At 58.6% G+C, this 24,077-nt stretch carries 16 protein-coding genes and 2 pseudogenes; 11 read left to right on the top strand and 7 right to left on the bottom strand.

Annotation, left to right across the window (positions count from 1 at the left end; translation table 11 throughout):
* Nucleotides 1-29 precede the first annotated feature (29 nt).
* The 4 genes from IPP88_23040 to IPP88_23025 all read left to right on the top strand — a co-directional run bounded on the left by IPP88_23040 (nucleotide 30) and on the right by IPP88_23025 (nucleotide 4,500).
* Nucleotides 30-803 (top strand): inorganic diphosphatase, encoded by a 774-nt coding sequence (locus IPP88_23040; protein MBL0125414.1) that lies wholly within the window; start codon nucleotides 30-32, stop codon nucleotides 801-803.
* Nucleotides 804-1,075: 272 nt separating this feature from the next.
* Complete coding sequence (locus tag IPP88_23035) at nucleotides 1,076-2,299, top strand: porin (protein MBL0125413.1); 1,224 nt, start codon at nucleotides 1,076-1,078, stop codon at nucleotides 2,297-2,299.
* A 350-nt stretch (nucleotides 2,300-2,649) separates the two neighbouring features.
* Nucleotides 2,650-2,862: a hypothetical protein gene (locus IPP88_23030; GenBank protein ID MBL0125412.1), complete on the top strand. Its 213-nt coding sequence runs from the start codon at nucleotides 2,650-2,652 to the stop codon at nucleotides 2,860-2,862.
* 177 nt (nucleotides 2,863-3,039) lie between these two features.
* Nucleotides 3,040-4,500 carry a peptide MFS transporter gene (locus tag IPP88_23025; GenBank protein MBL0125411.1) on the top strand — a complete coding sequence of 487 codons (1,461 nt, stop codon included), beginning with the start codon at nucleotides 3,040-3,042 and terminating at the stop codon, nucleotides 4,498-4,500.
* Nucleotides 4,501-4,551: 51 nt separating this feature from the next.
* Here IPP88_23025 and IPP88_23020 read toward each other — a convergent pair whose 3' ends face one another.
* The 3 genes from IPP88_23020 to IPP88_23010 form a co-directional block, all read right to left on the bottom strand.
* A complete protein-coding gene (locus IPP88_23020) occupies nucleotides 4,552-6,030 on the bottom strand; it encodes an amino acid permease (protein MBL0125410.1) in 1,479 nt (492 codons plus the stop codon).
* A gap of 181 nt (nucleotides 6,031-6,211) precedes the next feature.
* Nucleotides 6,212-7,795: a hypothetical protein gene (locus IPP88_23015; protein ID MBL0125409.1), complete on the bottom strand. Its 1,584-nt coding sequence runs from the start codon at nucleotides 7,793-7,795 to the stop codon at nucleotides 6,212-6,214.
* 9 nt (nucleotides 7,796-7,804) lie between these two features.
* A complete protein-coding gene (locus IPP88_23010; GenBank protein MBL0125408.1) occupies nucleotides 7,805-8,359 on the bottom strand; it encodes a hypothetical protein in 555 nt (184 codons plus the stop codon).
* A 314-nt stretch (nucleotides 8,360-8,673) separates the two neighbouring features.
* Between IPP88_23010 and hemN the strand changes: the two genes are divergently transcribed.
* Nucleotides 8,674-10,116, top strand: a complete 1,443-nt coding sequence (gene hemN / locus IPP88_23005; protein MBL0125407.1) for an oxygen-independent coproporphyrinogen III oxidase — start codon at nucleotides 8,674-8,676, stop codon at nucleotides 10,114-10,116.
* Nucleotides 10,117-10,378: 262 nt separating this feature from the next.
* On the opposite strand, the gene IPP88_23000 is transcribed toward hemN, so the two are convergent.
* Nucleotides 10,379-10,759 carry a glutaredoxin gene (locus tag IPP88_23000; GenBank protein ID MBL0125406.1) on the bottom strand — a complete coding sequence of 127 codons (381 nt, stop codon included), beginning with the start codon at nucleotides 10,757-10,759 and terminating at the stop codon, nucleotides 10,379-10,381.
* Nucleotides 10,760-10,888: 129 nt separating this feature from the next.
* On the opposite strand from IPP88_23000, the gene IPP88_22995 reads away from it, so the two are divergent.
* The 4 genes and pseudogenes from IPP88_22995 to IPP88_22980 all read left to right on the top strand — a co-directional run bounded on the left by IPP88_22995 (nucleotide 10,889) and on the right by IPP88_22980 (nucleotide 14,391).
* Complete coding sequence (locus IPP88_22995; protein ID MBL0125405.1) at nucleotides 10,889-11,209, top strand: hypothetical protein; 321 nt, start codon at nucleotides 10,889-10,891, stop codon at nucleotides 11,207-11,209.
* An 86-nt stretch (nucleotides 11,210-11,295) separates the two neighbouring features.
* A complete protein-coding gene (locus tag IPP88_22990; protein MBL0125404.1) occupies nucleotides 11,296-12,687 on the top strand; it encodes a DNA-binding protein in 1,392 nt (463 codons plus the stop codon).
* Nucleotides 12,688-12,696: 9 nt separating this feature from the next.
* Nucleotides 12,697-13,614, top strand: a complete 918-nt coding sequence (locus IPP88_22985) for a zinc ABC transporter substrate-binding protein (GenBank protein ID MBL0125403.1) — start codon at nucleotides 12,697-12,699, stop codon at nucleotides 13,612-13,614.
* Nucleotides 13,611-14,391, top strand: a pseudogene (locus tag IPP88_22980) (metal ABC transporter permease). Before IPP88_22985 ends, IPP88_22980 begins: the two are co-directional and overlap by 4 nt.
* 22 nt (nucleotides 14,392-14,413) lie before the next feature.
* On the opposite strand, the gene IPP88_22975 reads toward IPP88_22980, so the two are convergent.
* Nucleotides 14,414-15,553 (bottom strand): DSD1 family PLP-dependent enzyme, encoded by a 1,140-nt coding sequence (locus IPP88_22975; protein MBL0125402.1) that lies wholly within the window; start codon nucleotides 15,551-15,553, stop codon nucleotides 14,414-14,416.
* 412 nt (nucleotides 15,554-15,965) lie between these two features.
* Here IPP88_22975 and IPP88_22970 point away from each other — a divergent pair, with 412 nt between their 5' ends.
* Entirely contained in the window at nucleotides 15,966-17,489 is a 1,524-nt protein-coding gene (locus IPP88_22970; GenBank protein MBL0125401.1) for a right-handed parallel beta-helix repeat-containing protein, read from the top strand.
* The gene (locus IPP88_22965; protein MBL0125400.1) at nucleotides 17,387-19,924 is read left to right on the top strand and encodes a right-handed parallel beta-helix repeat-containing protein; all 2,538 of its coding nucleotides are present in this window, start codon (nucleotides 17,387-17,389) and stop codon (nucleotides 19,922-19,924) included. Before IPP88_22970 ends, IPP88_22965 begins: the two co-directional genes overlap by 103 nt.
* Before the next feature lie 219 nt (nucleotides 19,925-20,143).
* Here IPP88_22965 and IPP88_22960 read toward each other — a convergent pair whose 3' ends face one another.
* Together IPP88_22960 and dnaE are read right to left on the bottom strand one after the other, a co-directional pair.
* A complete protein-coding gene (locus IPP88_22960; GenBank protein ID MBL0125399.1) occupies nucleotides 20,144-20,344 on the bottom strand; it encodes a hypothetical protein in 201 nt (66 codons plus the stop codon).
* A 76-nt stretch (nucleotides 20,345-20,420) separates the two neighbouring features.
* Nucleotides 20,421-24,072: pseudogene (dnaE, locus tag IPP88_22955) on the bottom strand (DNA polymerase III subunit alpha).
* Between the last annotated feature and the right edge of the window lie 5 nt (nucleotides 24,073-24,077).

Below are 24,077 nucleotides of genomic sequence, written 5' to 3'. Positions count from 1 at the left end.
AGACCCGCAATGAAAGGAATCAAGAAATCATGAACAAGAAATCATTTACCGCCTTTGGCATCGGCATCGCGCTAATGCTTGCCAGTGCTCTTTCTCCGCAACAAGCCTATGCCCAGGATGTGGTGACACCCCATGTATCGATCCTGAAGGGCGAAAGACATTTCCTGACTGGCTACGATCCCATCAATCGGGACGGAACCTATAACGTCGTCATCGAAATTCCGGCGGGAACCACCGCCAAGTATGAGACCAATAACAAGACCGGCATGCTTGAACTCGAGCAGAAAAACGGTGCGCCGCGCTTCGTTCAATACCTCGGCTACCCAGTGAACTACGGTGCTATTCCACGCTCGGTGATGTTGAAATCCAAGGGCGGTGATGGCGATAGCGTCGATGTACTGGTACTGGGGCAAGCGGTACCCCGAGGGTCGGTGGTGAAGGGCCATGTAATCGGGCTCCTTCGTTTGATCGATACCGGTGAGTTGGACGACAAGGCCATTCTAGTCATGGAGGGCTCACCCTTTGCCAAGGTCACCAGCATTGCCGATCTCGATGCGAAATTCCCCGGTGTCACGACCATTCTTCAGACTTGGTTTACGTCGTACAAGGGATATGGCAAGGATGGCAAGCTGATGTTGTCCTCCGCCGGGTTCAAAGGCCGGGCAGACGCCATCAAGATGGTTGGCGATGCGATTCTCGACTACGAGAATTCCGTGGTAACCGAGGCCGACAAACGCCCGCTGGACGAAAAGGGTAACCCCTATCTTTATCGCTGGCCGGGTGCCAAAAACGTCGGCGAGTAGTTTGCGACAGCGCCGCCCAATGATCATCGGGCGGAAGTGAACTGACTCGGGGAATGCGGAATGGACGCCTTCCCCGTTTTTCTTTGCGCGACGACAACACAGTCAACGCTCAACACCGACAAATCCGGGCTCATTTGACCCATGTCACACCGATAACACGTACTGGTTTGATCCCCGTCAAAGGACCAATTCACGTGGCGAATATCATTCGTACGGGGCGGCAGATTCGATTCGTAAATACTTTTTGCAGTTGAATCTAAAAGGAGCATTTCATGAGCAGGAAAATCACTTTTCGTCAGAGTTTGATCGCGACGGTTGTCGCCTCAGCTTTGGGCGCTGTCATGATGCCAGGCAATGCATTGGCATCAGAAGCGGATGTACTGAAAAAAATTGAAGCACTGCAAGCGGCAATCGATGCGCAGAACGCTGAAATCGCGGCATTGAAAGCGCAGGTCAAGGCCAAACCGGCAGCGGCGCCCGTCGCAGCGACAACAGACGGCAAAGTGGCGAAAAAATCAGATTGGGAATGGTACGGTCTCATCGATATGGGTGTTGAGTCCAACGATGACGGAACGGCCCGCCGCACCATCATGCAGAGCTTTTCTTCGCGCATAGGCTGGAGAGGCCATCGCGAGTTTGCAAATGGTTTGACCGGCGTCATGCAGGTCGAGACAAAAATCGCGCCGGATGACGTTGCCAACAGCAAGCTCTTTGCCAGCCGCAATAGCTATATCGGCTTGCAGGGTGGCTGGGGCACGGTGGCGGGGGGCACATACGACACGCCATTCAAACTATTGAAGGCGAATGTGGCGCTGCTTGAGGGTAATGCCGATACGATGGAACACATCATTCACGGCAAGGCAAACGCCGCGATCGGTGCCAATTTCCACACGCGCCCGACGAATTCCTTCATGTACTGGAGCCCGAAGTTCAGCGACATCCAGGTCAGGCTGGCATATAGCCCGGACGAGAACAAGGACACGTATACCGGCGCCACGCTCGGTTCCAAACGGATTTTCCTGAGTTCTGCAATTGAATACAACAACGGTACGTGGAACCTCGGTGCGGCGACGGACAAGAAGGGCGATCCCATCACACTCGGCAAGGACATTACCGCGGTCAAATTCATCGCCGGGATGAAGCTGGCCAACATGACCTTCGGTGGCGCGTACAGCAAGGTCGACAATGACGCGGGCAAGAAAGCCAACAACTGGATGATCGCTGCCAAGTACGACATGAATCCGTTCATTCTGAAGGCGAACTACGGTGTCGCGGGCGAAGCCTCCAGCAACGCGAAGGATGGCGGCAAGATAATCGGCCTCGAGGCGGACTATGTGCTGGATAAACAGACCTTCGTCTATCTGTACTACGCAAACTACAGTGGCGATTCATTGGCAAAAGGCTTCAAATTCGACGCCGGCGAAAATGGCTACAAGACATTAAAGGCTGGCGACGATGCAAGCGTGATTGGCTTGGCGATTCAATACAAGTTCTGATTCACTTGTAAAGCAATGAGATTCGGGGGCGGTACGCCCCCGTTTTTTTGCAATGCCATTTGACGCAACCACGAGCGACAATAAGCACGCACTGCCTTAGTATGCTTTGCAGAAATGCGCTTGAACTCACCGCAGCATGACGGCAGGCAGCCCCGACTCGCCTCGGCGGCGAACAACGATCATTGTCAAGAACAAAATATCAAACTCGTTGACTGGCGGGCATTCCAGGGCACAAATGGCGGAAAACGCCCGCCAAATGGCGATCCGCGTTCAATTGTCGAGATAAGCCGGCCTGCGTCTTGCATGTGTGTCACACTCAATGCTCGTCTCTTTCAGAAATCGATTACTTCATGGCTCATCACCTCACATATGTAGTGCTTGTCCACGGCGAACCCAAAAGGGCTGGTGACACGCTGGTCTTTGCCAAACAGGCGGCGCAAAGTTATTTGCGTCCCGGCAATCCCGTGTCGATTCGCTGCCCGTCGCCCAGCGGCGAGGCGCGCGCAGAACCGGTCATGATTGCTTACGATTACGACAGGCAAGACTGGGTCAAATCAAAATAGCAGCGTCAAGAATGCCTTTGCCCGGCGACATTGTCCGGGTGATTGACAGGTGGTTCCCAAAGCACGGCGTAATAACGTGCCCGGCCAGAGCACACCGCCCCGCCCCTATCTGAATAGGGCTATGCGCTTGCCCGCGACCGATGGTAGATTGCCTGATCCCAAAGGGAGAAGGCTGCAATGACCACAATCACCGAGGGCGTCAACCTCACGTCCGCGCCCGCCATCGAGCGCCAACCCGCCGCACTCCCCATGATCTTCTTCACGGAGATGTGGGAGCGCTTCAGCTACTATGGCATGCGCGCGTTGCTGGTGTTGTATCTGGTCAACGCGGTAGGCATGGAGCGCGCCAATGCGCTGCAGATTTACGCGACATACACCGGCCTTGTATATCTCACGCCGATCCTTGGCGGCTATCTGGCTGACCGCTATCTCGGCAAACGAAAGGCGGTGCTGATTGGCGGCCTGACCATGGCGCTGGGACACTTCGCCATGGCATTTCCGGCGCTGCTGCATCTGGCGCTTGGGCTACTCATTATCGGCAATGGATTTTTCAAGCCGAACATGTCCACACTGCTGGGTTCACTCTATCGTGAACACGATCCGCGCCGCGATGGCGGCTTCACCATTTATTACATGGGTGTTAATCTGGGTGCGTTTCTCGCGCCGCTGGTCGCGGGCACGCTGGGTGAAAAGATAGGCTGGCATTGGGGCTTCGGCTGCGCGGGCGTGGGGATGTGTCTCGGTCTGGCGCAATTCGTCTATGGCCAGGCCAAGCTCGGTGATGCGGGATTGCCCCAAGGCAAAACGCATCTGGACCGGCGCGACTATATCGAGATCCTGGCTATCAGCGTCGCCTCGGTTCCGCTCGTCTATGTGGTGATGGCGGCGTGGAGCGTGCTCGGTCCGGTGTGGGCACTTGTTCCAACTGCCATCAAACTGGCGCTGCCGGTGGCGTTACTCGTCGCGCTTTTGGTCTATATCAAGCGTAGTTGTCCGAAGGAAGAATTCCACGGCTCACTTGCCATCATCATCCTCGGCCTGTTCGTGGTGTTTTTCTGGATGGGGTTCGAGCAGGCGGGAGGCACGATGAGCCTGTTCGCCGACAAACAGACCGACCGCCTGATGTTTGGCTGGGAGCTACCCTCTTCCTATTTCCAGTCGATCAACCCGCTGGCAATCTTTGCGCTCGGCCTGCCGTTTGCCGCCATGTGGACATGGCTTGAGACGACGCGCTTCGCGAGTTCGACCCCCACCAAGATGGCGCTGGGCATGATCATCCTCGGCCTCGGCTTCATTGTGCTGGCGATTGCGGACGCGCAAACGGCCGGCGGAATAAAGGTGGGTCCGCAATGGCTGTTCATCGTTTTTATTTTGCACACTATGGGCGAACTTTGTCTATCGCCCATCGGCCTTTCCATGGTCACCAAACTGGCGCCGGCTCGGCTGGTCGCGCTGATGATGGGGGTGTGGTACACGGCCAATGCGGCCGCCAACTACCTGGCCGGGGTGCTTGAGGAAATGCTCGCGGGCACGTCATTTCCACTCTACTGGTTCCTGGTCGGGAGCTCAGTCGGTGCCGGCATACTGCTATTGCTATTGACGCCACTGATCAAGAAACTGATGCACGACCGGGCGTGATATCAACATGCGGCCGCCGCGCATTTCTTCACCGGAAGGTTCGCCATGCCGCTACCGGCTCGCACGGTTCAGTCGTGAGTGCCTTATGCCGTACAGAAAATAGCCGCACAGGGCGAAGACCATCCACACGCCAAACACGGTGTAAGTCGTCACGGACAGATCCTTGATGATGTAGAGGCAGGAAAGAATCGAGAGGCCCGGAATCAGGTACGGGCCGAACGGAACGCGAAAGCCTTCTTTCCCATCGCGCCCATCGCTATGCTTGTGACGAATGACTGGTACCGCTGCTGATACGATGCCGAAGGCCACCAGAGTACCCATGCTCACCATATCCCACAGATATCCGGAATCCACCGTGCCCGCGATCAGCGCCGCGACGCCGCAAACAATGACGGTGCTCTTGGCCGGCGCCTTCGTGTTGCGATTCACTTCGCCAAACGCCCTGCCGATGAGACCATCGCGGCTCACTGCAAACAGAATGCGTGTCTGGCCATATAGCGAGGCAAGCGTAACGCTGAAAACCGAGATGACCGCGCCGGCCGAAAGTACGATCGCCGGCCATAATTTGCCCGTCACATTTTGCAGAATAACCGCGAGCCCGGCATCCTGACCGTCAAACTTGCTGGCAGCCTGCGCACCAAGCGCGGTCACCGCGACCAGCATGTAGCAAACCGTGACGATCACCAGGGCAGCCATGATGCCGAGCGGCACATCGCGACGCGCATTCCTGGCCTCCGCGCCACCCGTCGCCACGGTATCAAGGCCAATGTAGGAGAAAAACACGGTTGCCGCCGCGGCGGTCACGCCGGTCATGCCCGCGTGGCCCTTGCTTGTATCAGTATTAAAAAATGGTGTGAAGTTATCCGCGTTGAACCCGGACAACGCCACCACCACAAAGAAAATCAGGATCGCGATCTTGATCAAAACCATGACCGTATTCACGGTGGTGGATTCGCGCACGCCACGCAACAACAACACCCCACAGAGAAATATCAGCAGGATCGGCGGCAGGTTAATCTGCCCAGGATGGAATTCCGTGCCATTCGCCCCCAGGACAATCATCGGCGAGCGCATCGCCTGGGGAATGTGCCAGCCAAACGCGTTCTCAACAAAGTTGTTCAGGTATGCCGACCAGCCAATCGCCGTGGCGCTCGCGGACAAACCAAACTCGAGTATCAAACACGCCCCGGCAACGTACGCCAGGAATTCGCCCACGGTCGCGTACACGTATGAGTACGACGATCCCGATGCAGGTATGCGCGACGCGAGCTCGGCATAGCACAGCGCCGTGAGGCCCGCCGTGAATGCCGCCATGATGAATGAAAGAATCACCGCCGGCCCGGCCTTGGGCACCGCCTCGGCCAGGGTGAAGAAAATCCCCGTGCCGATGGTTCCGCCGACGCCGAGCATGGTCAACGAAAATACGCCCAGCGTGCGATGAAGGGTGTCGTCCAACGGGAACGAATCGCTTTCGTGCCCCTTGATTGACGTGGTGCGGATCAGTTTCTGACGAAGCGATTGAGGGGTCACTTGTTCTTTTCCTGTCAGGGGACACTTCGCGCCAGTAGATCGGCCATGCCGCGAGCATACACAACAAACGCGCTTGCTCTTTCATTCGAAAAACGATTGGCACCGCCGCTCTGATCCACTCCGTGAGAATTCCCACCGCTCCCTCGATTGACAGCCCGGCAGGGCAGCATGGGCGAGCCGATCAGTGCGCGACCCTGACTTCCACCGCGGCCATCTTCCAGCCCGGGCCCTGCAAGCGCACGCGGCCGAGACGCAGATGAAACACGCCGGATGCAACCATCACGCTCAGTGTTGTGTTGGCTTTGTAAATCGCGTCGGCAACGATAATCGAATCGCCAAATCCGTGATCGGCTTTGCCTGTTACAAAAATGCCCTTTGCGGATTGCCTCGCAAGGCGATCATTGACCATTTCCAGCGTCGCGCGCAACGGCACTTTTGACAAAACCTTGATGCCCACCGTGGTGACATGCTGATGGTGTGCGCTGGTCTTTCGCGCCACGACACCGAGCACGCAGGGTTTGCCTTCCTCAATTCGCACCGCGACTAATTCATCCACCTCGACGAAAGCGGCATCCTCCGTGCTCATTTCCAGCCCAAGTCCCGACTCGCTGATATCCAGAAGGTGAATGGGTTGGCTACCGACGCGAACCGCAACATAGCTTCCGGTTTCGCTCAGCGCTGCCCGGCGCGCCGCGGCCGAGGACAAGACATCTCCCGGCGCGTTCACGCCACCCTTCTCGGTTACATTGGCCGACGCGAGCGTGGATTGGCGCTGAAGTCCTCGCGCATAGATGTCATTGAAACCAAAGAAGGCCGTAACGACCGAATTGCGTCCGATGGAAAAACGCTTGCTCTTCTGCGCGCCCGCGCTTTCGATGATCGTGAATTCACGCTCCAGAAACGAGATCACCGCGACATGGTCTTCCATGCGGAAAGCCAGGCCGATGCCCCATCCCGGAAAAATAACGCCTCGATGAAATTCCTGCGCGGCGCGCGCCAGCTGCCGCTGCAAGGGCCTTAATCCAAGGAAAAAATCCGCGCGTGCACCTGGCACAAACCGCGTCAGGCCCAGACTCGCGTTGCGGGTATCGACCGCAAGCGACGGACCATCCGCAATCGGCTCACGGCTCAGCCATAACGCGCCCATCCACTCAAGCAGCCAGCTATCTAGTATTTCCAGGCGCCGGGGGGGCAGATTGCCGCTCGCAAATCGTTCCAGCAACAGGGCGCGCACGTACAACGCTTCGACCGTCGTCTCGATGCTGCGCCGATCGACCATGACATCGAGGATGCAATCATCGACGTGCGCATCGATGGCACTCACAAACAGCTTGTGAAGCCTGCCGCGCGCCGAGAGTTCGCTACGCAAACCGGCAATCTTGCGCCACTTGCATGTGTGCCCGGCCAGCATGATCGCCAGCGCCCAGGCGGGCGCCATACGGGCCCGCTCCTGCGCGTCAACGGCCTGCTCATAAGGCACTACCTCGCGGGCCATGCGCGCAAGATGGTCATAGCGTGCGGCAACCCATTCGCATACTGCCTGGTCGCCGCTTGTTTGCGTCAGGCCGCCCTGAAGGAACCGCTCACGATCGTTTTTGGAAAAATCCTCGAACTCGCGCAGCGCCTTTGAAATCGCCTGCATGGAATCGACGACGTTGCGCTTATCCATGGCTTGCTCGAGCGCGGAATGCTTGTCCGCCATTCCCGAGTGGTTGCGGGTGACTTGAAGTCCGGGCTGGGCGCCGCCGGGGGAAATGTTGGCCATGTCAATCTCTCAGGATGCGGTACGCGACTGGTGAAACGTCATTGCATCAACCAGCGCCGCATGAAACTTTCGCTGCCGCAGTTCATCACGCATTTCCGATTCCGGGTTACTCCAGTCAGGCAGAATGACCGCGTTCACCGCATGGGCGAACCGCGGGTCCTTCGGAAGCAATTTGTTGCCCATCGCATCGATAACCGGCAACGCTTCGGCATCGGGAAAGCGTCGCCTGAATGCGTCGCTCAACTCGCCAAACACAGCCGGATCATTGTCCAGGTAGGCCAGCTCAATCAGGCACAACCACAACGGCCGCTGCGAACGATCTTCTTCCAGCGCCAATTGCAGCAATTCCGCCGCGAGGCGCGGATGGTCATCGTCGAGCAGTTGCCGCGCACAAAGCATCACGCTGGAGGTATTTCTGAGTGCATGCGTCGGCTGGGGAAATTGAAGAAATCGCGCGGCGATGTAGCGCTCCCGCAATCGATGCGCGGCCGGGTCGGCAGGCAGCTGCGATTCATCAAGAATCGCCTGATATGGTCCGGCGGATGACACTGGCGTAGGCTGCATGATTGCAATTCGTGGGGGAAGAAACCCGTGTGTTGGTTTGGCAGTTCCGCGATTGGCACCTGGGCACTTGGGCACCTGTCGCACCCGGCGCATTTCGCAAAATTATCAGTACCCAGACAGGCTTTTGCCTGAGAATGACGTGATTCTATGTGACATTCATACTGGCGGCAAACCTGCCTGCGCAACCTGCCCGATCGATCCGGGAAACGCCGGACAATGCATTAAAGTTTGATCTACCTCAAATACGCGAACCGTTGTTACCCTAAGATGTCAGAACAATCGCGGGAGTATGACCGCTAACGTTTGGAGTCAACATGTCCACATCGGCCCTTGCAGGAGCTGCCTCAAGTCGTAATTCCATCAACAACCTGGTTCTCGATACCGCCCTGATAAATAAATACAACGCATCTGGGCCCCGCTACACCTCCTACCCCACCGCGGACCGCTTTCACCCCGGCATCACCGCCGAGCAATACGTAAGCGCCCTGCAGACCCGCTTTCACGAGCACACGGCGAAGCCAAAGCCGGTATCGCTCTACGTGCATATTCCGTTTTGCAACACGATCTGCCACTACTGCGCGTGCAACAAGATTATCACCAAGGATCGCAGCCGGTCGCAGAAGTACATCGATTATGTCGGCCGCGAAATCGCCATGGTCAGGAAGCAGATCAATGGCGACGCCGCCGGCCACGCAGTCGAACAATTGCACCTCGGGGGCGGCACGCCGACGTTCCTCTCGCAGGAGGAAATGACCAAGCTCATGGGCATGCTGCGGGCCGCGTTCACATTTTCACCTGACGCCGAAATCTCGATTGAAGTGGATCCGCGCAAAGTGAGTGCGGAGACCATCGCGTTCCTCGGCAGCCTTGGCTTCAACCGCATTTCGGTGGGCATCCAGGATTTCGACCCGGAGGTGCAGAAAGCGGTCAATCGCATCCAGTCCGAAGCGGAGACCATGACAGTCATTGACGCCGCGCGAGCCAATGGATTTGTCTCGGTGAATGCCGACTTGATTTACGGCCTGCCGAAGCAGACCGTCGCCGGCTTCACGCAAACGCTGGACAAAGTCATCGCCGCGTCGCCGGACCGCATCGCGCTTTACAGCTACGCGCATGTGCCGCACCTGTTCAAGCCGCAGCGCAGCATCGATATCGATACGCTGCCGACGGCGGAAACAAAGCTCGCCATTCTGGCGCTCGCCATCGAAAAGCTCGGTGCGGCCGGCTACATTTACATCGGCATGGATCACTTCGCGAAGCCCAGCGACGAACTCGCGGTCGCGCAAGCCGAGCGGAAACTGCACCGCAACTTCCAGGGCTATTCCACCAAGCCGGATTGCGACATGCTGGCATTCGGCGTATCGGCCATCGGCAAGGTCGGTCCCTCATACGTTGCCAACGTCAAAACGCTGGACGAATATTACAAGCACCTCGACGCCGGCCACTTGCCGGTGATGCGCGGCGTGAAACTGGATGCCGATGACCTGATGCGCCGCGACGTGATCCAGAAACTGATGTGCAATTTCGAACTGGATTTCGCCGCCGCCAGCAGCGAATACGGCATCCGCTTCGAGGATTATTTCGCGCCCGATCTCGCCGCATTGAAGCCCCTCGCCGCGGATGGCTTGGTGGAGCTGGACGAAAAATCGGTAAAGGTTACGCCGCGCGGGCGACTACTGGTGCGGACGGTTGCGATGCAGTTTGACAAATATCTGCGCGAGGCGACGGCGACGGCGAAGTACTCCAAGGTGATTTAGGGAGCAGACCATCGCCTGCTGGCGCGCCGCATCTTCGTAACTTAGCAGGTAGTAATTGCGCGACGACAAGCCCAAGGTAGTGTTGCAACACTCTATATCTGGCGCGGGTTTCCAGCCATTTTGGCTCCATACGCCTCGCCAAATGGCGATCTGCGCTTATTTGTCGCGCTTCAATTGCAACGGCGATGGAACATGTTTGATCGCCGCATCAACGGTAAAACCCGTCATTCCCGCGAAGGCGGGAATCCAAGTTCGCGCCGCGCTACCCAATCATCTGAATCATCTTCTTCATTTCACCGCCCGCATTCAATCGCGCGACATCATCCGCTCCGCCAACCAGCGTTCCTTTGACGAACACCATTGGAAAAGTCGGCCAACCGGTCCACATCTTGAGCGCGTTGCGCCGCCGCCAGGTATTGAGGTAGCTGCCGTATTCCAGATACTTGTGGGCGATGCCGGCAGCAGCGAGTGCCTTGCGCGCTTTCTTCGGCATGGGATTTTGCGCCATGCCGACCACCACCACCGGGTTCGCGGCAATCGCGGCGCGGACTTCATCGATGATATCGACGTGCAAGGTGGCGATCTTTTCGCGGATCGCGGGATGGATGTGGGCTTCGTCGAGAATGGGACGGGGTGATGACATGGCGAGCAACCTCTGGAAGATTGGAAAGGCAGACCCGCCATTATGACGCGGCGCGGTGACAATCCGCCTTTCCCCGACGGCAGACCCAAAATCTTGTATATTCTGCTTCTCTTGAAAACAACCCTGCACATGCTACGCCGCCTTCGTTTCACGGTCATCGCCTTTGTGGCGGTGCTGTGCCTGCTCGGCCTGCAACAAGGCGCGGCGTTCCATGAACTTTCGCACCTCGCCGGCGAGCATTCCACGGGGTCGCAAAAACACCTGCCGCATGGCAAGAGCTGCGATAAGTGTGTCGTCTATGCCGAGGTCAGCGGTACGGGGCCGATCACTGCGCATTCCGCGCTTCAGGTGCCCGCGCCATTCATCGTCGTTGCGTCCGTCGCACAATCTTTTTTTCCCGCCCTCACCCACCCGGTCTATTCTGCCCGGGCACCTCCCGCCTTCCTTTGATTTGACATCACGCCGCGTAACGCGTGGACCAATGTCGTCCAGCGCTACGCACTCGTTGTATGGCTTCAAAGGAGGTTTTCATGGTTTTGAAATTCGGATTCGTTGCGACATTGTTCACCACGGCGCTGGGAATATCGACGGCTGCGCAGGCGGCCAGCGATACCGCGCTTGATGAAGTTCGCGCACAGATCAAGCAGTTGAAGGAAGGGTACGAAGCACAAATCAAGGCACTGGAGCAGCGGCTACAGGGACTCGAAGCGGCGGCCAGCAAGCCAACGCCGATAGCGTCCCGTGTGGAGCCCGTTGCACCGGCGTCCGGTCGCGCCGCCGGTGAAGGGGCATTCAATCCGGCGATTTCGGTGGTGCTCAATGGCGCATATGGAAATTTTTCCAAAGATCCGGATCACTACGCGCTTAGTGGCTTCGTGCCGGCCAACAACGGTCTTTCGCCGGGTACGCGCGGCTTGAGCCTGCGTGAATCGGAACTCGCGATCGCGGCCAATATCGATCCCGATTTTCGCGGCAAATTGCTGCTCTCATTCGATGAAGCCAACGCCGTCGGTGTGGAGGAGGCATATTTCGAAACCATCGGCCTTGGCAAGGGCTTGAGCCTAAAGGGCGGCAGGTTTTTTTCAGCGCTCGGTTACCAGAACGAGATTCACAGCCACGCCTGGGATTTCGTCGATGCCCCGCTGGTCTACCGTGCTTTCTTGAGCGGCGAAAATTACGCCGACGATGGGCTCCAACTGAAATGGCTGGCGCCCACCGACAGCCTACTTGAGTTCGGCGCCGAGATCGGCCGCGGCAAGGATCGACCGGGCAGCAATCGCAACAAGAACGGTGGCGGCTCAGGCACCTTGTTCGCGCACCTGGGCGGTGATATCGGCGATAGCCAATCGTACCGCCTTGGGCTTTCGACACTGCGTACGTCGCCGCGCGATGCGACGGTCAATGACATCGATCCGGCGGGCACGAATGTCACCAATGCGTTCACCGGCAAGACGACAATCGTTGGCGCGGATTTCGTCTACAAGTACGCTCCCGATGGCAACGCCACACGCAGCAGTTTCAAGTTGCAGGGGGAATATTTTCATCGTCGCGAAAGCGGCGCGCTGACTTACGATTTCGCCGGCATTGACGGCCTGGCGGCGTCCAACATCGCGAGCAGTTATGGAACGTCCCAAGCCGGCTGGTATTTGCAGGGCGTGTATCAGTTCATGCCGCAATGGCGCGTCGGATTGCGCTTTGACAAGCTCGATCGCGGCACGGTCAATATCGGTACCGCCAACCTTGGCAATTTCCAGCGCACGGAATACAACCCGTCGCGCGTGAGCCTGATGTTCGATTACAACCCCAGCGAATTCACGCGCTTCCGTCTGCAATTCGGGCAGGACAAATCGCGGCAGAACGTGACCGACAACCAGATCGTTCTGCAATACATCTTCAGTCTTGGCGCCCACGGCGCGCACAAATTCTAGGGCCCGCTCATGAACATCAATTTTCGAAATATGTTTCCTGCAGTATTTGCCGCAATGCTGAGTGCAACCGCGCTACCGGCGGCCGCGACGCTGAATGTATTCACCTGTGAACCCGAGTGGGCCGCACTCGCACTGGAGTTGGGCGGCGACAAAGTCAAAGTCACTTCAGCCACCACCGCATTGCAGGATGTGCATCACGTCGAGGCGCGCCCCAGTCTCATCGCCCGCGCGCGCAATGCCGACCTGCTGGTCTGCACCGGCGCGGAGCTGGAAATCGGCTGGCTGCCGCTACTGTTATCACAATCGGGCAACCGGCAAATTCAACCGGGGCAACCGGGCTATCTGGAAGCCGCGGCCTCGGTGAACAAAATGGAAGTGCCGCAATTGCTGGATCGCTCGCAAGGTGATGTGCATCCCGCCGGCAATCCGCATATCCATCTCGACCCGCAGAACATCGCCAAGGTGGGCGAGGCCATTACCGCGCGCCTCATGCAACTCGATGCCGCCAACGCTGAAACCTACAAATCCCGCGCAACGGCGTTCCAGAAAAAATGGCGCGAGTCCATGCAGAAATGGGAAGCACAGGTGGCGCCGCTCAAGGGCGTTGCCGTTGTCGTCTATCACAAGGATCTGTCTTACCTGCTGCGTTGGCTGGGCATGCGCGATATCGCCAGTCTGGAACCGAAGCCCGGCGTCCCGCCAACCACCGGCCATTTGTCCGAAATGCTCGCTAAACTGCAACGCGAACCAGCGAAGATGATCCTGCGTTCTGCCTATTCCGACCCCAAGGCGGCCACATGGTTATCCGAGCGGGCAAAGCTTCCCACGGTGACGCTGCCGTATACGGTGGGTGGAAACGAACAGGCCAAGGATTTGTTCTGGCTGTTTGACGATTCCATTCAACGCCTGCTGGCCGCATTGAAATGAATCTCTCGGCGCTCGAATTCAGCATCCTGATTCCGGCCTTTCTGGCTGGATTACTGGTCACCGCCACCCATGTGCCGCTGGGCATTCAGGTGCTACAGCGCGGGATAGTTTTCATCGACCTGGCGATCGCGCAAATCGCCGGCCTCGGCATCATGCTGGCGGATATGTTCGGCTGGGAACCGCAGGGCTGGGCGGCGCAGGGAGTGGCCATGTCCGCAGCCGTTATCGGCGCCATCGTACTTACCTGGGCCGAAAAGCGCTGGCCGGACGTGCAGGAGGCGACGATCGGCGTGTCGTTCGTGCTGGCGGCGAGTGCCGCGCTGCTGCTGCTCGCGGGTAATCCCCACGGCGGCGAACACCTCAAGGATCTGCTGGTCGGGCAGATTCTCTGGGTCAACCTGAATTCGCTGCTGCCGGTGTTGCTGGCTTATGCCGTCATCCTGGCGCTGTGGTTTGGTTTCAGGGGATCGCCTGGGGCGCGCCGGATTCTACGTGTTGTTTGCGTGCACGGTGACGATTTCCGTGCAACTGGTCGGCGTCTATCTGGTGTTTGCCGGGCTCATCATTCCTGCACTGGCAACACGCAAATTCCTGTCGCGAAGGCTCATCGCCGCCTATGCGACGTCGGCCGCCGGTTATGCGTCGGGATTGGTGCTGTCTTCACTGTTTGACCTGCCGTCGGGCGCGGTTATCGTCTGGAGCATGGCGGTCGTCGCTGTTGCGGTTTACGCGGCGCGTCAGCGGGTGAAACCGCCCGAAGCAATTGCGACAATGTAGAAACCCTCTACGCTTCCCACGCCTACCACCCGCTGATCCGCTCCCACACCGCTGTCACTGCTGGCGTGCCGTCGACCACGTGATAGCGCGCGTGCTGCGCAGCTGTTGCGCAGGCGTGATTGGGTAGAATCCGCAGCAGCGCCCCCAATGGCAGATCAAGCGCTGTTCCATTGGTGCCGTGACGATGCGCGATGATGCCATGCTCCTGATTGGCCGAGACCATGATGTAATCGGGCATCGCCTTGCCGTTTACATCGCACACCAGGCCGAAGCCCTGATCGACCGTCTGCGCGGCGGTGCCGCGGTCACGCGACATGGCCATCCAGCCGGCATCGACAATCGTCCAGCCTTTCTCGCGTTGATGGCCAATCACGGTGGAGAGGACCGATAGCGCGATGTCATCGACTCGGCACACACCGAGTCCCGCCATCACCAGATCGAAAAACACGAACACCCCCGCGCGCACTTCGGTCACGCCGGTGAGGTCCTGCGCAAACAGGGCGGTGGGGGTCGAGCCGACGCTGACCACGGGGGCGGCGTGGCCTGCCTGCCGCAATCGCTCGGCGGCGCGCAGCGTGCGCGCACGTTCCTGTTCGGCCATGGCTCGTAGCGCGGTATCGCCTCGGCAATCGTACGAGCCGCCGGCGTGGGTCATCACGCCGGCGACGGTAACGCCGCCCGCCGCCAGCATTTGTGCCACCGCCAGCAAATCGGGACTCTCCGGCAATATGCCTGCGCGATGTCCATCGCAATCAATTTCAATCAATACGCTGAGCGGCATCGGCAGGGCGGCGGCCGCCTGCGCCAGCGCCACGGCAGCCTCAATGCTGTCGAGAATGACTGTCAGTTTTGCGCCACGTTTCAATAGCGCCGCCACATGGCCCATTTTGTTTGGCGTAATGCCGACGGCATAGAGAATATCGGTGAAGCCGCGATCGGCGAAATAGTCCGCTTCGTGCAACGTGGATACCGTGATCGGCCCCGGCGTACCCCCCGACATTGCGAGCGCGACTTCAAGGCATTTCGCGGTTTTGACATGCGGGCGAAAACCAACCTTCAGGCGGGTGATTCGCTCGCGCATACGCGCGATGTTGTTCTTCATGCGGCCCTGTTCAAGCAGCAATGCCGGGGTTTCGAGTTCGGACATTTTGCGGTCGGTCATGGAGGGGCTGCCTTCTCAATTCAATCATGCGAGATAAGTTGGGCAAACTCTAGCACTGGCGAGGCGTTCCGGGTGCTTTGGTCTCGAAATGCGCGTCAGCTGGCGATCCGCGATAACTTGTTTACTGCAGCGCTTGAGCAATTCGCAGGATACGCGATTGAACGGCCACCAATCGACACCTCATCTGATTTTTGTCAACGTTTCCTCCGGCCATCAGCCTAAGCTCGACATTACAAAAACCATTTCAACGGCGGAGGAGCCGTAACGGGTGACGTCGGCCGGCACCGGTTTGATCTGATCAGGTGAAAGGTCGTTTTATGAAGCGACACTTTGCACGAATGTCCGCAGCACTGCGCTGCGGCGTCTTCGGCGTCTGTCTGTTGTGGGTATACGCTGCCGCGGCATTTACCCCGTGAGCGGAACAATTTCCACCAACACGATCTGGACAGTTGACGCGAGCCCTTACCATGTCGTGGGCGACTTCAGTGTCGCGGCGGGCGCCACGCTGACCATCGAGCCCGGCACGGTGGTGAAGTTCGCAGACAACTATGTTTATGCCACTTATTTCCTCGTCAACGGCACGCTCAACGCTCAAGGAACCAGCGGCTCGCCCATCACCTTCACCACCGTGCGGGACGATAGCGTCGGTGGCGACTCCAATGGCGATGGCAGCGCCACCACACCTGCCGCAGGACTATGGGTCGGCATCGTCATCCAAGACGGCGGTAACGTCACGCTGGATCACGCAACGATTCGCTACGCGGGGGCATACTTGACCGGCTCGGCACAATACACCGGCATGGGCGCGATCCACAAGACGGGCGCGGGCACACTCACCGTCAGCAACTCCATCCTGGAAGCGAGCTCCACCCGAGGAATCTGGATCAGTGATGCGACCGGGAACGTAACCATCGCCAATTCCACCATCCGCAATCACGCCACTAACGGCATTTTGGTCGAAAGCCCGGCGGCGAACATCGCGCTGGCGGGTAACACGATCGTTGACAACACCGGTGCCGGCATTCTCGTAAACAGCGGCCGCCCAAACATCACCGGCAATACCCTCAGCGGTAATACCGCTGGCGCCCTCATCGTGATGCCGAATAGTTCCGACACGCCCGTGGCGGATGACAATGTTTTCGCCGGGCCGATCAAGGTCGCCAGCGGCTCCATCACGCGGTCACTGACATGGGCGAACCATCGTCCCTACGCGATCACCGGCGACTTTGGCGTCGCCTCGGGTGCCACCCTGACCATCGAACCCGGCACCGTCGTAAAGTTTGCTGACAGCTACACGTACGCCACGTATCTGTCGGTCAGCGGATCGTTGAACGCCGTGGGTACCGAGGGCTCGCCAATCACTTTTACAACCATACGCGACGATAGCGTCGGCGGCGATTCCAATGGCGATGGCAGCGCCACGACCCCGGCGGCAGGGCAATGGGTGGGGATCCTTGTCAATGATGGCGGTAGCGCCGCGCTGGACCACGCCGTGATCCGCTACGCGGGCGCGTATTTCACGGGCTCCGCGATCTGGAATGGCATGGGCTCGATCTACAAAAGCGGCTCGGGACCACTCAGCATCAACAACTGCACGGTGGAAACGAGCGCAACCAAGGGCGTCTGGATCAGTAACGCGACCGGAAGCGTGACGATTGCCAACTCGATTATCCGCGGGCATGCCGTGAACGGCATCGTCGTCGAAGGATCAAGCGCGACGATGTCTTTCTCCGGGAACGCTATCCGGAACAACACCGAATCCGGTATCCAGGTCTACAACAGCAGCCCGTCAATCACCGGCAACACCGTGAGCGCAAACACCAGTTACGGACTATGTATGTCCACGGTCTTGCGACACCGGCGGCGGTATCCGCCAATGTGCTTGACGGCAACACAGCAGGACCGATCGGCGTTGACGCCAACAGTTCGCAGATGACTGTTGACGACGACAATGTCTTTTCCGGGCCGATTTTCGTTGCCGGGGGCAGCGTATCGCACTCAATGAGTTGGGCGAATAACCGCACCTACACAGTTGCCCTGATCAATGTCGATGCCGGCGTCACGCTGACCATTCCGGCGGGCCGCGTCATCAAGCTCAGCGGGTACATCTACGTCTACGGCACATTGAATGTGACGGGAACGGCCGCGCAGCCCGTCTATTTCACCAGCCTTGCCGATGATTCGGTCGGCGGGGATTCGAACCGCGATGGCAGCGCGACGCTGCCGGCCAAAGGCAACTGGGTCACCTTGTATCTGACAGATGGAGGCAACGCGTTTATCGATCATGCCGTCATCCGGTACGCGGGCGCATACCTGAATGGCTCGGCACAATGGACAGGAATGGGATCGATTTTCAAGACCGGTTCGGGAACTTGCAACATCACCAACTCGCTATTGGAAACCAGTGCTACAAAGGGCATCTGGATCAACGGTGCCACCGGCAACGTCACCGTGCGCGACAACATGATCCAGGACCACAACGTCAACGGCATCCTCTTCGACAACACCACCGGCAATACTTTGTTCACCGGCAACATCATCCAGAACAATCTGGGTCCCGGCATTCAGATATACAACAGCAGCGCGAACATCACCGGCAATACCATCCATGCCAACGCGGCCTACGGAATCTATCTGGCGGCGGGTAATGCGACGCCTACCATCACCCGCAACACCATCTCCAACAACCCATACGGTGTCTACGCCGATAGCGGATCGAACCCCATCGTCGGCGGCGCGCCGGGCCTGGGCAACGATTTCCTCGGCAATACGACGCTGGCGGTCGTGAACGCAATCACGCCGAGTATGCTGAACGCACGTTACAACTGGTGGGGCACGCCCGCCGGGCCAACGTTGAATGCCGTCAATGGTGTCAGCCCCAATGTTGACTACGGCAACGTATTGACCAGTTCCGCGGTGCAGGCATCGACTGGCCTGATTTCCATGTGGCGTGGCGAGGGCAACGCCCTGGACAGCATCGGCAGCAATCATGGCACGGCGATAAATGGCGCAACCTATGCGGCCGGATTGGTCGGACAAGCCTTCAGCTTCGACGCGGTGGATGATTATGTCGATGTGCCCAATAGCGACAGTATCAATTTCAATCCCAGCCAGCCGATGAGCATTTCGCTGTGGGTCAAGCGCACCAGCACCAATACATCGCAGATCATTTTCGCCAAGCGCGCCGGTTGCGGTGCGCAGGCGCACTATCAACTGCAATGGTATGAAGAAGGTGATTGGTTCGCCTTCTCCAGCACCGGTGGCTTCAGCAGCGGTGTCGTCACCACCGCGGACAAGTTGCCGCTCAACGTCTGGACTTTCATCGCCATCAGCTTTGACGGAACCGATGCCACGATGTACATCAACGGCCTGCCGGTGACGAGTCATGCAATGGCAGTCGACCCGGCGCCTGTTTCGCTGCGTTTCGGCGGCGAACCCAGTTGCGGCGGCCAGCTGTTCGGTGGCTTGCTGGACGAAATCCGGCTGTATGATCGGCCACTTTTGGCCGCCGAGATTGCGTCCGCCTCAGGACTGGTGCCAGACCCGTTCACATTCATCGCGCAGACCGGCGTGGCCGTGGGCTCGGTCGTGGCATCAAACGCCATCACAGTTAAAGGAATCAGCAACGCGACATCAATCTCGATCACCGGTGGCGAGTACGCGGTCTCCACTGATGGCGGCGCGAATTGGTCCGCGTATTCGCCCACGCTTCCCGCGAGCGTGAATGCCAATGATCAGGTGCGCGTCCGGCAGACGGCCTCGGCAAGCTACTCCACGCAAACCAGCGCCGTACTCACCATCGGCGGCGTGTCGGCAACGTTCAGTGTCACGACGCAGGCGCCACCGGCGTTGATCAAGGTGGTGTCGCGCAAGACGCACGGCAACGTGGGGCCATTCAACCTGGACATCGACAAGAGCAGGTTGATCCATGAAGCGGTCACCGTGGAACCGCGTATCGGCAGCGTCGGACATCAAATCGTGTTCGAGTTCGATACCACCATTTCGGACCACGGCAGCGCAACCGTGATTGGCCCGAATGCTTCGCCCGTCGGTGTGGCCACCGCCTCGCTCTCAGGCGTCACCACCGAAGTCGCGATCACGCTGACCGGCGTGCCCGACAACCAGCGCGTCACGGTATTGCTTACCGGTGTCAACGGCGGCACCAGTGCGCCGCCGGTATCGATGGGCTTCCTGGTGGGCGACGTGAATAGCACGGGTTCAGTCAATGCGGCCGACATCAGTGCGATCAAGGCAAATCTTGGACAGCCGACTACGGCCACGAATTTCCGATTAGATTTGAATGCAACCGGCACGATCAGCCCCGTGGATATTTCCGCGGTGAAAGCACGGTCGGGATGGGTCATGCCGTAGGGGGGATCCCTTCGTCGGCCTGCACGCACCGCATGCGTAAGCAACCTGATCCGGATCTAAAACACCAGCACTGGCGCGGCTCTCCGAGCTTTTTTGGCCTGCAATCCCCGTAAAATGGCGTTATACGTTCTTTTGTGCTCTGTTGACCTGTCCATCAGTCAGCAAGCGCCCGTCACTTGCCGCGCGTGCAACCCTGCGATAGCGTGCTGGAAAGGCGTATCAAAAGCTGGTTTGCGGGAGCGCGCGCAAGGTCCGCGACAATGCCCTGACAGGAACACCGGGATTTAGCGAATACTCCGCGACTTCCTCAAGTGCGACCAGCAACTGGTCGAACCAGTTACAGTCATCGGGCCGCGGGTCGGCGAGCAGGGAATCCAGTGCCTCAACTTTGTCTTCAAGATTTTTGTCGGTGGTTTTCATGGTCGCGGTGTGTTTAAAGTGTTCGCAAATTGTCGAACACCCCCGCGAAGGGCTCCAAGCGATTACCACACAGTTTTCAATATTTCACAATTGGCGCGGATCCAACTATTCGCCCGATTTTTTGAAGAGGCTGGGGCTCAGTAATCCCCACCCTGGAACTCTGATACCCGCCACCGCCGTAGTTGCCGTAGCCCCGTACCTGCTGCGTGGGAATGGCCGCGGAGGCATCGTAGAGCACCACCACGTTTGGCTCGGTGAGCCAGTCGTGCAGTGACTGAATGAGCGGCTCGGAAATGCGCACGCGCCATTGCTCGGGTAGCGGCACATCGACCACGGCGTCGCCGTTGTTATAGTGAATCAGCACCGGGCAGCTATCGGGCTGGTTCGGCGCCAGATGCGGCGACAAGGTGCGGCGCAGCCGCTCGCTGTCGGCTTGACCGTTCATGAACAGTTCCAGCTTGCGCGCGTATTGCCGGCGCGCCGTATCGATATCAAAAATATCCTCGGCGGTCACGCGGTTGCCACCGGAGAAATCGTCGTATGAAACCTTGCCTCGCACGATCAACAGATGATCGTCAACGATCATCGAGCGGCGCTTGTCGAAGACTTCGCCATAGGCCAGCACCTCGATGCGCGCTGCCATCGTCCAGGTGACATGACGCACATCTTGCCGCGTTTGCCGTTACGCACCCGCTGCTCATGCAAGATGCCCGCGAGCAACACCACCGTATTGGGCTGAATATCTTTCAGTTCGGTCTTGGCGAATTGACGGACTTCAGATGCGTAGCTGGTAAAGGGATGGCCAGACAGATAGAAACCCAGCGATTGCTTTTCGTGATTCAGGCGCTCCCGGTCGCTCCAGGGCGCCACGTTGACCAGCGTCAGCACCTGCCCGCCCTCGTGCGTGGCTTCCCCGAACAGGCTCACCTGCTGCTTGTCGCGCTCAGCCTTTTCCGCGAGTTCAATCGCCTGCGGCAGGGACGTCAGCAGTGCCGCGCGGTTGGGCTCGATGGTGTCGAATGCGCCGGCCCGGATCAGTGCCTCCATGGCGCGACGATTGACGGTGTGCCGGTCAACGCGTCTGACGAAATCGAGCAAATCCTTGAACGGCCCATTGGCGGCGCGCGTGGCGACAATATTGTCTATCGCACCGTGGCCGGTACCCTTCACCGCGCCCAGGCCGTACTGGATGGTATTGCGGTCGATGGGCATAAACCGGTATGCGCCGCGGTTGATATCCGGTGGCAGGACCGTAAGCCTGTTCGCCTTGGTATCCTCAAACAGCTGCTGCACCTTGTCGGTGAAATCCATCACGCATGACAAGTTGGCGGCCATGAACGCCGCACCGTGATTGGCCTTGAGGTAGGCCGTCAGATAGCCAAGGTAGGCGTAAGGGGCGGAGTGGGACTTATTGAAACCGTATCCCGCGAATTTCTCCATCGCATCGTAGAGCGCCTTCGCATTGGCGGCCGACACATCGTTCTTCGCCGCACCTTCTCCAAAGATTGCCCGGTGCTGGGCCATCTCTCGGTTTCTTCTTGCCCATCGCGCCCGCAACAAATCCGCACCGCCGAGTGAATAGCCGCCAATTCGCGCGCGATCTGCATCACTTGCTCCTGATACACCATCACGCCGTAGGTCGGACCGAGAATCGGCTTGAGAATGGCTTCCAGCTTGGCATCGGGATATTCCACCTTGGCCTTGCCGGTCTTACGATCGCAATAGTCGGGAATCGAATCCATCGGGCCCGGGCGATACAGCGCGTTCAACGCGATCAGGTCTTCTAGCCGGTCGGGCCGCGCGCGAATCAACATGTCGCGCATGCCCTTCGATTCAAACTGGAAGATGGCGGCGGTATTGCCTCGGGTGAAAATCTCGAATGACTTCGGATCGTTCAGCGGAACCTTTTCCAGATCGAACACATCATCGCCCGGGTTGGCGTTCAACGCGTGCACGTTGCGTTCGGCTTCTTCGAGAATGGTCAGCGTGGTCAGCCCCAGGAAGTCAAACTTGACCAGGCCGACGGCTTCGACATCGTCCTTGTCGTATTGCGAGATCACCGAATCCGACCCGTCGGCCACATACAGCGGCGTGAAATCGGTCAGCGGTCCGGGTGCGATGAGCACGCCCCCTGCATGCATGCCGATATTGCGCGCAATGCCTTCCAGTTTCACGGCCAGTGTTAGCAGTTCATCGACTTCTTCTTCGCTCTTGCGCTTCTCATTGAATTGCGGCTCGGCCTTCATCGCGTCCGCGAGCGTGATGCCCAGCTGGTTGGGAATCAGCTTGGCGATGGAGTCAACATAGTTGTAGCCCATTCCGAGCACGCGGCCCACGTCGCGAATCACCGCTTTGGCCGCCATCGTGCCAAAGGTGGCGATCTGCGAGACCGACTCCGCGCCGTATTTTTTCTTCACATAGTCGATGACGCGGTCACGGCCTTCCTGGCAAAAATCGATATCAAAGTCGGGCATCGACACCCGGTCCGGATTCAGGAAACGCTCAAAAATCAGGTCGTACTGCAGGGGATCGAGATCGGTAATGCCAAGCGAATACGCGACCAGCGAACCGGCGCCTGAACCGCGCCCCGGGCCGACCGGCACGCCATTGTTCCTCGCCCAGCCAATGAAGTCGGCCACGATCAGGAAGTATCCCGGGAAGCCCATGTGAACGATGATCTTGAGTTCGTACTCAAGGCGGGCGAGGTAACGCGCGCGCTGCGCGTCGCGCGCGGTGACATCCGGATACAGGAAAGCGAGGCGCTTTTCCAGCCCGGCCTTCGCCGCATCGAAGAAGTAGGTTTCAATCGATTCCCCGTTTGGCGTCGGAAAATTTGGCAACTGTGGCTTGCCCAGCGTGAATTCAAAATGACAGCGCCTGGCAATTTCGACGGCGTTTTCAAGTGCTTCAGGAATATCGGCGAACTGCGCACGCATCTCCTCGCTCGATTTGAAATACTGATCGGCTGAAAAATCGCGGGAGCGACGTTTATCGCCGAGCACTTCGCCGCGAGCGATGCACACGCGCGCTTCGTGCGCCTTGAAATCATCGGCCGCCATGAATTGCACCGGATGGGTCGCGACCACGGGAAGGTCGAGTTTGGCCGCCAGCCGCAGCGATGCGCTCAACAGCGCTTCAGCGCGAACGCGACCATCGCCACCCACGCGCTGAAGCTCAATGTAGAACGCGTCCGGAAAGTCGGCCGCCCAGGCTTCGGCGAGTAATTTCGCCCGCTTCAGGTCACCCTGCAGGATCGCATGACCGATATCGCCAAACCCTGCCCCGGACAAGGCGATCAGGCCCTCCGTCGAATTGGCACTCGACATCGCGCCTGCATCACGCGAGAGCCATTTTCGATTCAGCTCCGCCCGGCCTCGCCAGGTATTTTCCCGATAGGCACGCGTCAGCAACTGGCAAAGGTTGAGATAGCCGCTCTGGTTTCGGCACAGCAGCAACACGCGCGAGGGCTGGTCGCGATTTTTTTCATTTTCGATCCACACATCGCAGCCGATAATCGGCTGGATGCCGCGGCTGCTCGCCGTCTTGAAAAATTTGACCGCGCCGAAAAGATTGCCAAGGTCGGTAATCGCCAGCGCCGGCATGCGCTCCGCGTGTGCGCGGTTGACGGCTTCGTCAATTCGAACAATTGAATCGGTGATCGAATACTCGGTGTGCAAACGCAGATGAATGAAGGGGCGCGATGGGGAGTTCAAGGAGGGGCTTTTCATTCTGG

The sequence above is a fragment of the Betaproteobacteria bacterium genome, from assembly GCA_016720925.1.
Lineage (GTDB): Bacteria > Pseudomonadota > Gammaproteobacteria > Burkholderiales > Usitatibacteraceae > UKL13-2.
Note: the sequence above shows the minus strand (reverse complement) of the source record. Positions and strands in the feature narration are given on the sequence as shown.